The following is a 15467-nucleotide window of genomic DNA, read 5'->3' on the forward strand; positions in this document are numbered from 1 at the left end:
TTGCTTCCAGAGCAGCACCACGGTGGATAGAGGTAAAAACCCGTCACCGTAATTGCGTGCCCTCTGACCTAGCCCGGTGACAGATCCGCCATGAACACCCATTTTTCCTGCGTCGGCTGCGGCAAATGCTGCAGCGATCATCACGTGCCCCTGACCCTCGCGGAAGCCCGTATGTGGGCGGCGGACGGCGGTAACGTCATTGTTCTGGTGGAAGGTTTCCTGAGCAATGGCCTGGGCCTGCCCCAGCAGCAGCGCGAACATGCCGAGCGCCGTTCGGTGGTGGTACCCAGCGGCAACACCGAGGCGTTTGTGGCAATCACCTTTGCCGCCTACAACGCCGGGCGCTGCCGGAATCTTGACGCAGACAACCTGTGCCGCATTTATGAGCGCCGCCCGTTGGTGTGCCGCATCTACCCGATGGAGATCAACCCGCATATCCCGCTCAACCCCGCCGCAAAGGATTGCCCGCCGGAATCCTGGGAACAGGGCCCGGCATTGATCGTCGGTGGTGAATTGGTGGACCAGGAGCTGGCGGAGCTGATCCAGCGCTCACGCCAGGCCGACCGAGACGACGTGCAGACCAAAGAGGCGGTGTGCGCCTTGCTGGGCATTCGCACCACGGCGCTCAAGGGGGATGGATTTACCGCATACCTGCCGGACATGAGCGCGTTTGCCCAGGCGATTGAACTGGCGGTGGACCAGCCGTCCGTGGCCAGTGAGTGGGTGTTTCATGTCTCGGGGATGGACATCGCCGAGCAGATGCTGGATGCCGGGGCGCAGATTGCCACCGAGGTGCCGGCCAACTACGCGTTTATCTCGCTGCGGGCGGCGTAAACCCTGCTGGTGTCATCACGCGGCGGTGGCGATTAATCCGCCATCACGACTCGGCAGGCGCGGCGTCCAGGCGGTAGGGTTGGATAATCCGTTGGTACTCGCCGTTCTGCTTCAGCTGTTCAATGGCGCAGTTGAGTTCGCTGCGCAATGCGGTGTCGGGCTTGCGCACTGCGATGGCCACGCCATCCCCCAAAAGCGCGGATGAAATGGCAGGGCCGACGAAGTCGAAATCGTGACCGTCTTCGGTGTCGAGCAAGGCTTCGCGAATTTCTACGGTGCCCTGCAGTGTCGCGTCAATTTCACCGGCTACAAGGCTGCTGACCAGTTCATTATTGAGCCAGAAACTCTTGACGATGACGCCCCTGGGGGCCCATGCCGACAGCGCAAAAGCCTCGCGATTGCTCCCCAGCAACACGCCCACACGCTTGCCCTTGAGCGACGCTACCCGGGGCAGCAAGTCTGATGTGCGGCGGGCCACCAGGCGCGTGGTGAAGGGGTAGAGGTTATCGGTGAAGCTGACCCAACGTTGCCGTTGCGGCGTAGGCGCCATCCCCATGATCGCGTCGAATTTTCTGGCTTCAAGGGAGGTGAAATCTTCGGCAAGCACCTGGTCGACCCAGGTGCAGCGTGCATTCAACTGCACGCACAGGGCGTTGCCCAGCTCGATATTCAAGCCTACCAACTGCCCTTGCGGGTCGCGGCTCTGGAAGGGGGGGAATTGTGCGGCAACGGCGAAACGGATTTCGCGACGTGGTGGGTCATTGGCTGCAAGGGCATTAGCCGAAAGCAACAGGGTAAACACTACACAAATGTGTATCAGGGCCACGGGGGACATCCTTTTCCGGAAAGACCAGCATCACCGTGCTCCCCCTGAATTCACTGGGGCAGAGCAAAGGCTGTGCAAGCTTTCAAGAAACGGACGTAGGCCTACAATCAGAAATTTCAGCAGAAACTGTAGGCCATAATCGATACGGCCTTAGGCTTATAAACCTCAGCGTTTACCCATCGAACGCCGAGTACCCGGCGGGGCCATGCCTGGCGACTTGGTATGGCCGTTCTTGGCGCCGTTTTTGTACCACGGCTGGGCCGCATTCTTGGCCCCTGCCAGCTCACCCGGCTTGAACGGAAACTTGAACGCCGGGATCTCGGCTTTTTCAACGCCTTCAGCGCTGGCCGGATCAACGATGTCGGTCGCTTCAACAGGGGGTTGTGTCGGGGAAGTCATGAAAGCTCCGGAACGTGCAAAAAATGATGCGAGGCCGGATTGCGGGCCACACTGGCACGCAGTATACCTGCGAGCTTCAGATCTTTAACCACCACCCGTACGAATGGTCAGAGTTTACTGACAGCGCTGTCAGTTAGCCGTCACCGTGCTGACCGGGTAGGAGGGCTATAAAGACCACTCACTCTCCCCATCCTTTGCCTCGGCGCCTCACCCATGCAGATTCAACGAAAAACCGCCCTGATCGTGGGTGTCCTCGTGGTAATAGCGATTGCGGCCTGGGCACTGACCCGGCCAGCCAAGGCCAAACTGGCGGCGCCGACCGCGGTCCCGGTGCGAGTGGTGAGCGTCGCGCAGCAGGACATTCCACGCTTTGTCAGCGGCATCGGCACCGTGTTGTCCCTGCACAGCGTGATCATTCGTCCGCAAGTCGACGGCATTCTCACCCAATTGCTGGTGAAGGAAGGCCAACGGGTCAAGGCCGGCGACCTGCTGGCCACTATTGATGACCGCTCGATCCGCGCCAGCCTCGACCAGGCCAAGGCGCAACTGGGCGAGAGCCAGGCGCAGTTGCAGGTGGCGCTGGTCAACCTCAAGCGCTACAAGGAATTGAGCATCGACGACGGCGTGTCCAAGCAGACCTACGACCAGCAACAAGCCCTGGTCAACCAGCTCAAGGCCACCGCCCAAGGTAACCAGGCTGCAATCGACGCGGCCCAGGTACAGCTTTCCTACACCCGGATTCGCTCCCCCGTCAGCGGCCGCGTCGGTATTCGCAATGTGGATGAAGGCAACTTCCTGCGCACCAGCGATACCCAGGGCCTGTTCTCCGTGACCCAGATCGACCCGATTGCCGTTGAGTTCTCTCTGCCGCAACAGATGCTGCCGACCCTGCAAGGCCTGATCGCCGCGCCCACCCAGGCCAGCGTCGACGCCTACTTGGGCGCCGACACCGATGGCCAGACCGGTGATTTGCTCGGCGAAGGCCACCTGAACCTGATCGATAACCAGATCAGTTCCACCACCGGCACCCTGCGCGCCAAGGCCGAGTTCGACAACGCCTCGCAACGCCTGTGGCCGGGGCAACTGGTGACCATCAAGATCCAGACCGCCCTCGACAAAAATGCCTTGGTGGTGCCACCCACCGTGGTGCAACGCGGCCTGGATTCGCACTTCGTGTACCGGGTCAGTGGCGACAAAGTGGAGGTGGTGCCGGTGCAGGTGACGTACCAGGACAGCGACGTCAACATCATCAAGGGCGTACAGGCCGGCGATGTGCTGGTCAGTGACGGCCAGTCGCGCCTCAAGGCCGGTGCCCAGGTGGAGGTGCTCAAGGAGCCGCCGCAAGTGATCCAGACCGTCGACGCCAAGGTGCAGCCATGAACGGCAGCCGCTCACCCTCGGCATGGTGCGTCGACCACCCGGTCGCCACCCTGCTGCTGACCTTCGCCCTGGTGCTGCTCGGGATCATTGCCTTCCCGCGCCTGGCCATCGCCCCACTGCCGGAGGCGGAATTTCCGACGATCCAAGTCACGGCACAACTGCCCGGCGCCAGCCCGGACACCATGGCCTCCTCGGTGGCGACGCCGCTGGAGGTGCAGTTCAGCGCCATCCCCGGCATGACCCAGATGACCTCCAGCAGTGCCTTGGGCTCAAGCCTGTTGACCCTGCAATTCACCCTCGACAAGAGCATCGACACCGCCGCGCAGGAAGTGCAGGCGGCGATCAACACCGCATCCGGCAAGCTGCCCAGCGATATGCCAAGCCTGCCGACCTGGAAAAAGGTCAATCCAGCGGACAGCCCGGTACTCATCCTCAGTGTGAGCTCCGACAGCATGCCCAGTACCGAGCTGAGCGACTATGTGGAAACCCTGCTGGCGCGGCAGATCAGCCAGATCGACGGCGTCGGCCAGATCAATATCACCGGCCAGCAGCGCCCGGCAATCCGTGTGCAGGCCTCCCCCGACAAACTCGCGGCCATCGGCCTGACGCTGGCCGATGTGCGCCTGGCCATCCAGCAATCGAGCCTCAACCTGGCCAAGGGCGCGATCTACGGCGAGAACAGCGTGTCGACGCTGTCGACCAACGACCAACTGTTTCACCCGGAGGACTATGCGCAGTTGATCGTGTCCTACAAGAACGGCGCACCGGTGCAACTGCGCGATATCGCCAAAGTCATCAACGGTTCGGAAAACGCCTACGTGCAGGCCTGGTCCGGCGACACCCCGGGGGTCAACCTGGTGATTTCGCGCCAGCCCGGCGCCAACATTGTCGAGACGGTGGACCGCATCCAGGCCGAGTTGCCACGCCTGCAAGGCATGCTGCCGGCCTCGGTGCAGGTCAGCGTATTGACCGACCGCACCAAGACCATCCGCGCGTCCCTGCATGAAGTGGAAGTGACCCTGCTGATCGCCATCCTGCTGGTGGTGGCGGTGATGGCGCTGTTCCTGCGCCAATTGTCGGCGACGCTGATTGTGTCCAGCGTGCTCGGCGTGTCGCTGGTCGCCAGTTTTGCGCTGATGTACCTGATGGGCTTCAGCCTGAACAACCTGACCCTGGTGGCGATTGTGATCGCCGTGGGCTTTGTGGTCGACGATGCCATCGTGGTGGTGGAGAACATTCACCGCCATCTGGAAGCGGGGCTCGACAAGCGCGAAGCGGCGATCAAGGGCGCCGGCGAGATTGGCTTTACCGTGGTGTCCATCAGCTTCTCGCTGGTGGCGGCGTTTATCCCGCTGCTGTTCATGGGCGGTGTGGTCGGACGGTTGTTCAAGGAATTCGCGCTGACGGCCACCTCGACCATCCTGATTTCGGTGGTGGTCTCGTTGACCCTGGCGCCGACATTGGCAGCGCTGTTCATGCGCGCCCCGACCCATCCCGCCCACGACAAACCCGGCTTCAGCGAGCGCCTGCTCGCCAGCTATGCGCGCAACCTGCGTCGCGCGCTGGCCCATCAACGCACCATGGCCGCCATTTTCGTGGTGACCCTGGCCCTGGCGGTGGTCGGCTACGTGTTTATCCCCAAGGGCTTCTTTCCGGTACAGGACACCGGTTTTGTGCTCGGCACCAGCGAAGCGGCGGCCGACGTGTCGTACCCGGACATGGTCGCCAAGCACAAGGCCCTGGCCGAGATCGTCAAGGATGATCCGGCGGTGCAGGCGTTTTCCCATTCGGTGGGGGTGACCGGCAGCAACCAGACCATCGCCAATGGCCGCTTCTGGATCGCCTTGAAAGACCGCGGTGATCGCGACGTGTCCGCCAGCCAGTTCATCGACCGCATCCGGCCCAAGCTCGCGAAAGTGCCGGGCATCGTCCTGTACCTGCGCGCCGGCCAGGACATCAACCTCAGCTCCGGCCCCAGCCGTGCCCAGTACCAGTACGTGCTCAAGAGCAACGACGGCCCGACGCTCAATACCTGGACCCAGCGCCTCACCGAAAAACTGCGCGCCAACCCGGCGTTTCGCGACCTGTCCAACGACCTGCAACTGGGCGGCAGCATCACCCATATCAGCATCGACCGACAGGCCGCCGCGCGCTTTGGCCTGACCGCCACCGATGTCGACCAGGCGCTGTACGACGCCTTCGGCCAGCGTCAGATCAATGAGTTCCAGACCGAGATCAACCAGTACCAGGTGGTGCTGGAACTGGACACCCAGCAGCGCGGCAAGGCCGAAAGCCTCAACTACTTCTACCTACGCTCGCCGCTGACCAATGAGATGGTGCCGTTGTCGGCAGTGGCCAAGGTCGACCCACCGACCGTGGGGCCCTTGTCCATCAGCCATGACGGCATGTTCCCCGCCGCCAACTTGTCGTTCAACCTGGCACCCGGTGTGGCGCTGGGTGACGCGGTGATCATGCTCAACCAGGCCAAGAATGAAATCGGCATGCCCACCACCATCATCGGCAATTTCCAGGGCGCGGCCCAGGCGTTCCAGAGTTCGCTGGCCAGCCAGCCCTGGCTGATCCTCGCGGCGCTGGTGGCGGTCTACATCATTCTGGGTGTGCTGTATGAGAGCTTCGTGCACCCGCTGACGATTATCTCCACCTTGCCCTCGGCGGGGTTGGGCGCGCTGATCATGCTGTCGTTGATGGGCCAGGACTTCTCGATCATGGCGCTGATCGGCCTGGTGCTGTTGATCGGGATCGTGAAGAAGAACGGCATCCTGATGATCGACTTTGCCCTGGAAGCCCAGCGCGTCAGGGGTATGTCACCGGAGGATGCGATCTACGAAGCCTGCGTGACACGGTTCCGCCCGATCATCATGACCACCCTCGCCGCCCTGCTCGGCGCGGTGCCGCTGATGCTCGGTGCCGGCCCTGGCGCGGAAATGCGCCAGCCGCTGGGGATCGCGGTGGTCGGTGGCTTGCTGGTGAGCCAGGCGCTGACGCTGTTCACCACGCCGGTCATATACTTGTACCTTGAAAAGTTTTTCCACCGGCCCAAACCAGCGGTTGAGCTGGCGACCCCACACTGAGGCCAAGGCACCGCCCTGGAGCAAAACGCTCATGCGCGTACTGATTGTTGAAGATGAAGAGAAAACCGCCGACTACCTGCACCGTGGCCTGACGGAGCAAGGCTACACCGTCGACGTGGCGCGCGACGGCGTCGAGGGCCTGCACCTGGCGCTGGAGAACGATTACGCGGTGATCGTGCTCGACGTGATGCTGCCCGGCCTCGATGGCTTTGGCGTGCTGCGGGCGTTGCGGGCGCGCAAGCAGACGCCGGTGATCATGCTCACCGCCCGCGAGCGCGTGGAAGACCGCATTCGCGGCCTGCGCGAAGGCGCCGACGACTACCTGGGCAAACCGTTTTCGTTCCTGGAACTGGTGGCGCGCCTGCAAGCCCTGACCCGCCGCAGCGGCGGCCATGAACCGGTGCAGGTCACGGTCGCCGACCTGTGGATCGACCTGATCAGCCGCAAAGCCAGCCGCAACGGCCTGCGCCTGGACCTCACCGCCAAGGAGTTCTCGTTGCTCAGCGTATTGGCGCGGCGCCAGGGCGAGATTCTCTCCAAGACCTCGATTGCAGAAATGGTCTGGGACATCAATTTCGACAGCGACGCCAACGTCGTCGAGGTGGCGATCAAGCGCCTGCGCGCCAAGCTTGACGGGCCGTTCGAACACAAGCTGCTGCACACCATTCGTGGCATGGGCTATGTGCTGGAGAACCGCATGCTGGAGAACCAAAGTGGCGGCTAACTCCATCGCCCTGCGCCTGAGCGGCATGTTCACCCTGGTGGCCTTGCTGATCTTCCTGTTGATCGGCGGCGCGCTGTACCAGCAGGTCGATCGCGGCCTGGGCTTGTTGCCGGGGGCAGAGTTGGACGCGCGCTACAGCGTGCTCGAATCGTCGGTGAACCGCTTCGGTACGCCGGACCATTGGGTGAAAATCAAGGCCAAGCTCAAACTGTTGGCGGAGGAAGACAAACGCATCCGTTTCTGGGTGGTGAGCAGCGACCCGGACTATGAATATGGCAACCCGGACGCGCAGCTGCGGGCCTTTGCCGAGGGTCCCACGGGCAAGCGAGACCTGCACCTGCCCGGCCACGCCTACCCGTTCAAAGTGCTGGTGAGCCAGTTCCCGGCCAAGGAGCAACGCCCGCCGCTGCGCTTCATGATCGCCATCGACACCGAAAACTTCCGCGCCACCCAGCACCATTTGCTGGTCGCGCTGGTCAGCCTGGCGCTGGTCGGCGTAGTGCTGGCCGCGCTGCTGGGTTTCTGGGTGTCGCGCATCGGCCTCAAGCCGCTGAGCAAGCTGTCGGAGGAGGCACAGAAACTGGCCCCGCCGAAGCTCTCCGGGCGCCTGCAACTGTCACCACTGCCACCGGAGCTGAGTCAGTTCGTCAACTCGTTCAACGCCACCCTCGACCGCGTGGAGCAGGCCTACTCGCGCCTGGAGTCGTTCAACGCCGACGTCGCCCACGAACTGCGCTCGCCGCTGACCAACCTGATCGGCCAGACCCAGGTTGCCCTGACACGCGGGCGTTCAGCCGAGCATTACTTCGAGGTGCTGCAATCCAATCTCGAAGAACTGGAGCGCCTGCGCTCGATCATCAACGACATGCTGTTCCTCGCCAGCGCCGACCAGGGCAGCAAGGCCACCAAGCTGATCGAAAGCTCCCTGGCCGACGAGGTCGCCACCACCCTCGACTACCTGGACTTTATCCTCGAAGACGCCCAGGTCCGGGTGCAGGTTCATGGTGACGCCCAGGTGCAGATTGAAAAAGCCCACCTGCGCCGCGCCCTGATCAATCTGTTGAGCAATGCCGTGCAGCACACCGCGCCCGGGCAGGTGATCGACGTGAACATTGATGTGCTGGAGCATCAGGTAGCCATCGGCGTGACCAACCCAGGCGATGTGATTGCCAGCGAACACCTGCCACGCTTGTTCGAACGCTTCTATCGGGTGGACGCGTCGCGCAGCAACAGCGGGGCGAACCACGGTTTGGGCCTGGCGATCGTCAAGGCAATTGCGCTGATGCATGGCGGCGATGTGTTCGTGCGCAGCGACGGCAGTGGCAATACCTTTGGCATGACCCTGCCGGTCTAGACACCTCCCACATGGGCGCCGCCATCACTGTTGCGATTTGGGCAACAGTCATTATCTTGTTACACTCTGTATCGCACCGCTCGCCTGCGTTACTTTGACGCATCGATGAGCGCGACGGCAAAGGCAGCTGCCCGCTTACCCGAATTTCCCTCGACTTATTTCCAGGGCTCTACACTGGGAATCTGTCTTAAAGCCGCTGACTTCAGCGGCTTTTTTTTGCCGTAAAAAAGGCCAGGCACACCCCACGACATTGGCCGTTTTCGATTGACCAAAGGAGCTCTACCGGTGAAGAACTCGCTGACGTTCACCCCGTTATTCCTCGCGATTGCAGCAACGATCGTTCCCCTTGCCCACGCGGCAGACACCACCCCCGCCGACGGATTCGTCGAAGGCGCGCACCTCAACATCAACACCCGCAACTACTACATGAACCGCGACCGTCGCGACCTCCACACCGATGACAGTAAGGAATGGGGCCAAGGCTTTATTGGCACCTTCGAATCCGGCTACACCCAGGGCACCGTCGGCTTCGGCCTGGACGCCCACGCCATGCTCGGCCTCAAGCTCGACGGCGGTGGCGGCACCGACGGTTCCAGCATCCTTCCCTACGGCAATGCTGACGGCAGCGGCAAAGCGCCCGGTTCGTTTTCCACCGCAGGGGGCACCTTGAAGATGCGCGCCTTCGACACCGAGTTGAAGGCCGGTGACCTGTTCCTCAACAACCCGGTGATCGCTGGCGGCATGACGCGCATGCTGCCGCAGACCTTCCGGGGTGTGAGCCTGACTAACCACAGCTTCGACGGCTGGATGCTCGAAGGCGGCCAGGCCAGCTTCACCAAGCTCTACAACCAGAGCGGCCACCGACGCATCGGCACCAGCTACGGCGCATTGCCGAGCAACGCTGACAGCCAGCACATGAATTGGGCCGGCGTGTCGTTCAGCGGCATCCCTGGTGTCACCAGCAACCTGTACGCCTCCGAACTCAAGGACGTGTGGCACCAGTACTACTACGACCTGGACTACACGTACGCGCTGAACGACCTGGTCAGCCTCAATCCCGGCCTGCACTACTACCACACCCAGGACACCGGCCAGTCGCTGCTCGGTGATATCGACAACAACACCTACAGCCTGCATTTCACCGTAGCCGTGGGTCACCACAGCGTCACCGCCGCGTACCAGCGGGTCAACGGCAACACGCCGTTCGACTACATCAGCCAGGGCGACAGCGTGTACCTGGATAACTCCCAGCAATACTCGGACTTCAACGGCCCCAACGAGCGCTCGTGGAAGCTCAAGTACGCCTACGACTTCGCGGGCCTCGGCATGCCCGGCCTGACCTCGGCGGTGTCCTACATCAGCGGTAAGACCGATCTGACCAAAGTCGACCCGCAAAGCCGTGGCTACAGCGCCTGGTACAGCGCTGACGGCAAGGACGCCAAGCACTGGGAACGGGATATCGATTTGAAGTATGTGGTGCAAGGTGGCAAGGCCAAGGACTTGGCGGTGCGCCTGCAATGGGCGACCAATCGCGGCAGCAATGGCTACTCGGCGGTGGATCGGGATGTGGATGAATACCGGGTGATCGTCGACTACCCGATCAACGTGTTCTGACACGGATCTTTCTTTTTGACCGAGTATTTAATTTTCATCGGGTAGAACTAAACTGCCAGTACTGCCCCGCTGAAGTTTGCCCGATGAGTCCACCCCGCGTTCGAAGCTTACCGGCACGCCCAGAGCTATTACTGATTCTGGGCAGTGGCCTCACTGTCGCCCTGATCGTGGTCATCGTCGCGGCGTTGCTGATCCGCGAACACGCCAGCACCCTGCAGGCCGCGACGCGCTCAACCACCAATATTGCGCAGTTGATCAATGCCGACGTGCTGCGCAACGTCGAACTCTACGACCTGGCCCTCAAGGGGTTGATTGCTGCCAGGCAACGCGATGACCTGTCCCAGGTTTCCGCGAATATCCAGCACCTGGTGCAGTTTGACCTGTCCACCGCCGCGCCTTTCAAAGGTGAAGTGCTGTTGTTGGATGCCAATGGCGCGGTGATCGCCGACTCTTCGACCCTGCAGCCGACCCCGCGCAATTTTGCCAACCGCGATTACTTCCAGGTACATGCCAAGGACGCCCAGGCCGGCTTGTTTATCAGCCGACCGTTCAAGATTCATTGCAACTGCGACCAGGTCTGGCGCATGGCATTCAGTCGACGAGTGTCGGGGCCCAATGGTGAGTTTGCTGGCGTTGCGGTCGCGACCATGCGCCTGGCGTATTTCGACCAGTTGTTCAACACCGTGACCATCGGCAACGGCAGCAGCGTCAACCTGCTTAATAACAAAGGCTTTTTATTAGCCCAACAGCCGCTGCTCGAAAGCGACATGATCGACAAGGACCTGAGCGAGCGACCGAACTTCAAGAGAATACTGCGTGAAGGCAGTGGCACCTTCCAGGCCATCTCCGCCATCAGCGGCAAGGAGCGCCTGTACACCTTCACCAATGTGGGTGAGCTACCGCTGATTGTGGTGGTGGCACTGTCCAGCCAAGATGTATTCGCCCCTTGGAAACGCGCCGCTCTGCTGACCAGTGGCGCCACTGGCATCCTGTGTATCGGTTTGTTATGGCTGACCTGGATGCTGCGCCGCGAACTGCGGCGCCGTTATCGCGCGGAGCGCGTGCTGTCAGAACTGGCAGCCACCGACGCCCTGACCGGCTTGCCCAACCGCCGCATCCTCGACGAACGCCTGCGCCTTGAATGGGACCGCGCGCAACGCTCGGTCGAACCACTGACCTTGCTGATGATCGACGTGGATCACTTCAAGGCCTTCAACGACCGCCACGGCCATCACGGCGGCGACGCCGCACTGCGCACCGTGGCGCAGGTAATCGGCGCCAATATCCGTCGCCCGGCTGACCTCGCGGCGCGTTATGGCGGCGAAGAGTTCGCGGTGGTGCTGCCCCATACGGACACCAAGGGCGCCTGGGTCATTGCCGAGCATATCCGCAGCAGCGTAGAACACTTGCCACGGGTGGCCGGGGATGAGCGGCCGATCACCGTGAGCATCGGCATGAGCACGTGGGACAAACGCAGTCGCATGCCCCTTGAGGCATTGCTGCTCAGTGCGGACCAGGCGTTGTATGAGGCCAAGCACACCGGGCGCAATCGGATTGTGGATGCCACGACGTTGCCATGAGGCCAGCGGACTCATGTGGCGAGTTCGCTCGTCATTCGCAGTGTCTGGCCCCGAGGCATAAAAAAAGGCCACCCGAAGGCAGCCTTTAAAAACTAAAGAAAGAGAGTTGTTACTTACACCGCCGCAACGGGACGCATGTAAGAGATCGGTGCGGTGCTGGCATCTTCGAAGGTCACGACTTCCCAAGCGTCTGTCTGCTCAATCAACTTGCGCAGCAGCTGGTTGTTAAGGGCGTGGCCCGACTTGAAGCCTTTGAACTCGCCTATCAGGCTATTGCCCAGCAGGTAGAGGTCACCGATTGCATCGAGGATCTTGTGCTTCACGAATTCGTCTTCATAGCGAAGGCCGTCTTCGTTCAGTACACCATCCGCGTCGACCACAATGGCGTTTTCAACGCTGCCGCCGAGTGCGAGGTTGTGCTTGCGCAGGTACTCGATGTCACTCATGAAACCAAAGGTACGGGCGCGGCTGACTTCTTTTACAAACGAAGTGCTGGAAAAATCCACGCTTGCACTTTGGGTGCGGTCACGGAATACCGGGTGATCGAAATCGATCTCAAAGCTCACTTTAAAGCCTTCGAACGGGACGAAGGTGGCGCGCTTGTCGCCGTCTTCTACTGTCACTTCCCGCAGAATGCGTATGAACTTCTTGGCTGCGTCCTGTTCTTCCAGGCCGGCAGATTGAATCAAGAATACGAAGGGTCCAGCGCTGCCATCCATGATCGGGACTTCGGACGCGGAGAGCTCGACGTAGGCGTTATCGATGCCCAAACCGGCCATGGCCGAGAGCAAGTGCTCCACCGTGTCCACTTTGACGTCACCGTTGACCAACGTGGTCGACATCGTGGTTTCGCCAACATTTTCCGCGCGAGCAGGAATCTGCACCACAGGGTCCAGGTCGGCACGCACAAACACGATGCCGGTGTCGACAGGTGCAGGCTTGAGGGTCAGGTATACCTTCTCCCCGGAGTGCAGACCTACACCTGTGGCACGAATAATATTCTTCAGGGTGCGTTGTTTAATCATGGCTTGGACCGCTTCAGCGCAAATTGCGAACTGGTATCAACAAAGGCTGGCGATAATAGCAGACCAGACCTTTGCTGAACACCAATCACCTTCATAGCCCTGATACATTCCATTAATCGGCCTGACGACGCAGGAATGCCGGGATGTCCAGGTAGTCCAGATCATCTTGCGGATTCGGGCTACGGGACGCCGCAGCACCGGCCTGAGCCTGGTTGCGCATCACGGTCGGACGGTCCAGGTCACGGTAGTTCACCGACGGCAGTTCCTGGCGCGAAGGCGCTGGAGCGGCAGCCGCTTGGCTGGCGTGGCTGGTATGAACGGTATTGTCGATGACCTTCACAGGCTTCTCGATTTTTGCGCCCAGGCCGGTAGCAACCACGGTCACGTGCAGTTCGTCGCGCATGTCCGGATCGATAACGGTACCGACTTTGACCATCGCGTGCTCGGAAGCGAAGGCTTCGATGATGCTACCCACGTCGGAGTACTCACCCAGGGACAGGTCAGGACCGGCGGTGATGTTCACCAGGATGCCGCGTGCGCCTTGCAGGTTCACGTCTTCCAGCAACGGGTTGCGGATGGCCGCTTCGGTGGCTTCGCGTGCACGGTTCGGACCGCTGGCGCAGCCAGTGCCCATCATCGCCATGCCCATTTCGCTCATGACAGTACGTACGTCGGCAAAGTCGACGTTGATCATGCCTGGGCGCTTGATGATGTCGGAGATACCGCGAACGGCACCGGCCAGTACATCGTCAGCCTTGGCGAATGCGGACAGCAGGCTCGCGTCCTTGCCCAGGATGGTCAGCAGCTTCTCGTTGGGGATGGTGATCAACGAGTCGACGCTTTCAGACAGCAGACGGATGCCTTCGTCGGCGATCTGCATACGCTTGCGACCTTCGAACGGGAACGGACGGGTCACGACTGCGACCGTCAGGATCCCCATTTCCTTGGCCACTTCGGCAATGATTGGCGCAGCACCGGTACCGGTACCGCCGCCCATGCCAGTGGTGATGAACACCATGTTGGTGCCCTGCAGCACTTCAGCAATACGCTCGCGGTCTTCCAGGGCGGCTTGACGGCCGACTTCCGGATTGGCGCCAGCGCCGAGGCCCTTGGTCACGGCTGTGCCCAATTGCAGGATGGTCCGCGCGCCGATGCTTTTCAGCGCCTGGGCATCAGTGTTGGCGCAGATGAATTCAACGCCTTCAATGTTGCTCTTGACCATATGGTTGACAGCGTTGCCGCCGCCACCGCCGACACCGATCACTTTAATGACCGGGCTGGCGGGGATGTTGTCTACGAGTTCGAACATGTTCCCTCTCCTTTCGTTTTCTCTAGTTTTTTCGCCTACTACTTGAAACGGTGTTGCGGTAAATCTTTAGAAATTGCCTTTAACCCAAGCCTGCAACCGCTCGAACAACGGCGCCTTGGCCTCGTCGTCGCTGCGGTAGCTGTCACGGTTGCTCGGGCCCGACAGGGAAATGCCGTCGGTCTGCTTTTGCAGCCCGTACAACAGCAAGCCCACACCGGTGGAATAAATCGGGTTGCGCACCACGTCGCCCAGGCCTTTGACGCCATGGGGAACACCCAGGCGTACCGGCATGTGGAAGATTTCCTCGGCCAGTTCGACCGCGCCTTCCATCTTCGAGGTGCCACCGGTCAGCACGATGCCGGCCGGGATCAAATCTTCGTAGCCGCTGCGACGCAGTTCAGCCTGGATCAGGGTGAACAGCTCGTCGTAGCGCGGCTCGACCACTTCGGCCAGGGCCTGGCGCGACAGCTCACGCGGTGGACGGTCGCCCACGCTTGGCACCTTGATGGTTTCACCGGCACCGGCCAGCTTGGCCAGGGCGCAGGCGTAGCGGATCTTGATTTCTTCGGCGTACTGGGTCGGTGTACGCAGCGCCATGGCGATGTCGTTGGTGACCTGGTCGCCGGCAATCGGGATCACGGCGGTGTGACGGATCGCACCCTCGGTGAAGATCGCGATATCGGTGGTGCCGCCGCCGATGTCCACCAGGCACACGCCCAGTTCTTTTTCGTCGTCGGTCAGTACCGAATACGCGGAGGCAAGCTGCTCGAGAATGATGTCGTCGATTTCCAGACCGCAGCGGCGCACGCATTTTTCAATGTTCTGTGCAGCGTTGACGGCGCAGGTCACCACGTGGACCTTGGCTTCCAGGCGCACGCCCGACATGCCCAGGGGCTCGCGAACACCTTCCTGGTTATCGATCACATAGTCCTGCGGCAGGGTGTGCAGCACGCGCTGGTCAGCCGGGATCGCCACGGCCTGGGCAGCGTCGAGGACGCGCTCAAGGTCGGCCGCGCTGACTTCACGGTCGCGGATCGCCACGATGCCGTGGGAGTTCAGGCTGCGGATATGGTTGCCCGCCACGCCAACGAACGCCGAGTGAATCCGGCAACCGGCCATCAGTTGCGCCTCTTCGATGGCGCGCTGGATCGATTGCACGGTGGACTCGATGTTGACCACCACGCCCTTCTTCAGGCCCCGGGACGGATGCGTGCCAATACCGACGATTTCGATCGTGCCGTCTTCCCCGACCTCACCCACCAGCGCCACCACCTTGGAGGTGCCGATATCGAGACCGACGATCATTTTGCCGCTTTGCACGTTTGCCATG

The 15467-nt window shown here is 61.4% G+C and carries 12 protein-coding genes; 7 read left to right on the plus strand and 5 right to left on the minus strand.

Annotation, left to right across the window (positions count from 1 at the left end; genetic code table 11):
* The first annotated feature begins 90 nt into the window (after positions 1-90).
* Positions 91-834, plus strand: a complete 744-nt coding sequence (locus tag J1G35_RS00500; protein WP_223012915.1) for a YkgJ family cysteine cluster protein — start codon at positions 91-93, stop codon at positions 832-834.
* Positions 835-877: 43 nt separating this feature from the next.
* On the opposite strand, the gene J1G35_RS00505 is transcribed toward J1G35_RS00500, so the two are convergent.
* Positions 878-1660 (minus strand): transporter substrate-binding domain-containing protein, encoded by a 783-nt coding sequence (locus J1G35_RS00505; protein ID WP_053131408.1) that lies wholly within the window; start codon positions 1658-1660, stop codon positions 878-880.
* A 165-nt stretch (positions 1661-1825) separates the two neighbouring features.
* The gene (locus J1G35_RS00510; protein WP_053131410.1) at positions 1826-2059 is read right to left on the minus strand and encodes a hypothetical protein; all 234 of its coding nucleotides are present in this window, start codon (positions 2057-2059) and stop codon (positions 1826-1828) included.
* A gap of 213 nt (positions 2060-2272) precedes the next feature.
* On the opposite strand from J1G35_RS00510, the gene J1G35_RS00515 reads away from it, so the two are divergent.
* The 6 genes from J1G35_RS00515 (at position 2273) to J1G35_RS00540 (ending at position 11803) form a co-directional block, all read left to right on the plus strand.
* Positions 2273-3439 (plus strand): efflux RND transporter periplasmic adaptor subunit, encoded by a 1167-nt coding sequence (locus J1G35_RS00515; RefSeq protein ID WP_223012917.1) that lies wholly within the window; start codon positions 2273-2275, stop codon positions 3437-3439.
* Positions 3436-6531, plus strand: coding sequence for a multidrug efflux RND transporter permease subunit (locus J1G35_RS00520; protein WP_223012919.1), 3096 nt, complete (start codon positions 3436-3438; stop codon positions 6529-6531). The genes J1G35_RS00515 and J1G35_RS00520 overlap by 4 nt, the downstream gene beginning before the upstream one ends.
* Before the next feature lie 31 nt (positions 6532-6562).
* On the plus strand, positions 6563-7255 hold the full coding sequence (locus J1G35_RS00525; RefSeq protein ID WP_223012921.1) for a heavy metal response regulator transcription factor: 693 nt from the start codon (positions 6563-6565) through the stop codon (positions 7253-7255).
* Positions 7245-8609: a heavy metal sensor histidine kinase gene (locus tag J1G35_RS00530; protein ID WP_223012923.1), complete on the plus strand. Its 1365-nt coding sequence runs from the start codon at positions 7245-7247 to the stop codon at positions 8607-8609. Before J1G35_RS00525 ends, J1G35_RS00530 begins: the two co-directional genes overlap by 11 nt.
* 285 nt (positions 8610-8894) lie before the next feature.
* The gene (locus tag J1G35_RS00535; protein ID WP_223012925.1) at positions 8895-10223 is read left to right on the plus strand and encodes an OprD family porin; all 1329 of its coding nucleotides are present in this window, start codon (positions 8895-8897) and stop codon (positions 10221-10223) included.
* An 83-nt stretch (positions 10224-10306) separates the two neighbouring features.
* The gene (locus J1G35_RS00540; RefSeq protein WP_223012927.1) at positions 10307-11803 is read left to right on the plus strand and encodes a sensor domain-containing diguanylate cyclase; all 1497 of its coding nucleotides are present in this window, start codon (positions 10307-10309) and stop codon (positions 11801-11803) included.
* 113 nt (positions 11804-11916) lie between these two features.
* Here the strand turns inward: J1G35_RS00540 and lpxC are convergent, their stop codons facing one another.
* From lpxC to ftsA, 3 genes are all read right to left on the minus strand, one after another.
* Positions 11917-12828 (minus strand): UDP-3-O-acyl-N-acetylglucosamine deacetylase, encoded by a 912-nt coding sequence (gene lpxC / locus J1G35_RS00545; protein ID WP_003171886.1) that lies wholly within the window; start codon positions 12826-12828, stop codon positions 11917-11919.
* A gap of 112 nt (positions 12829-12940) precedes the next feature.
* A complete protein-coding gene (ftsZ, locus tag J1G35_RS00550; RefSeq protein WP_053131424.1) occupies positions 12941-14137 on the minus strand; it encodes a cell division protein FtsZ in 1197 nt (398 codons plus the stop codon).
* A 66-nt stretch (positions 14138-14203) separates the two neighbouring features.
* On the minus strand, positions 14204-15466 hold the full coding sequence (gene ftsA, locus J1G35_RS00555; RefSeq protein ID WP_027604757.1) for a cell division protein FtsA: 1263 nt from the start codon (positions 15464-15466) through the stop codon (positions 14204-14206).
* Position 15467: the final 1 nt, after the last annotated feature.

This window comes from Pseudomonas sp. SH10-3B (assembly GCF_019891415.1).
In the GTDB taxonomy this organism is placed as follows: domain Bacteria; phylum Pseudomonadota; class Gammaproteobacteria; order Pseudomonadales; family Pseudomonadaceae; genus Aquipseudomonas.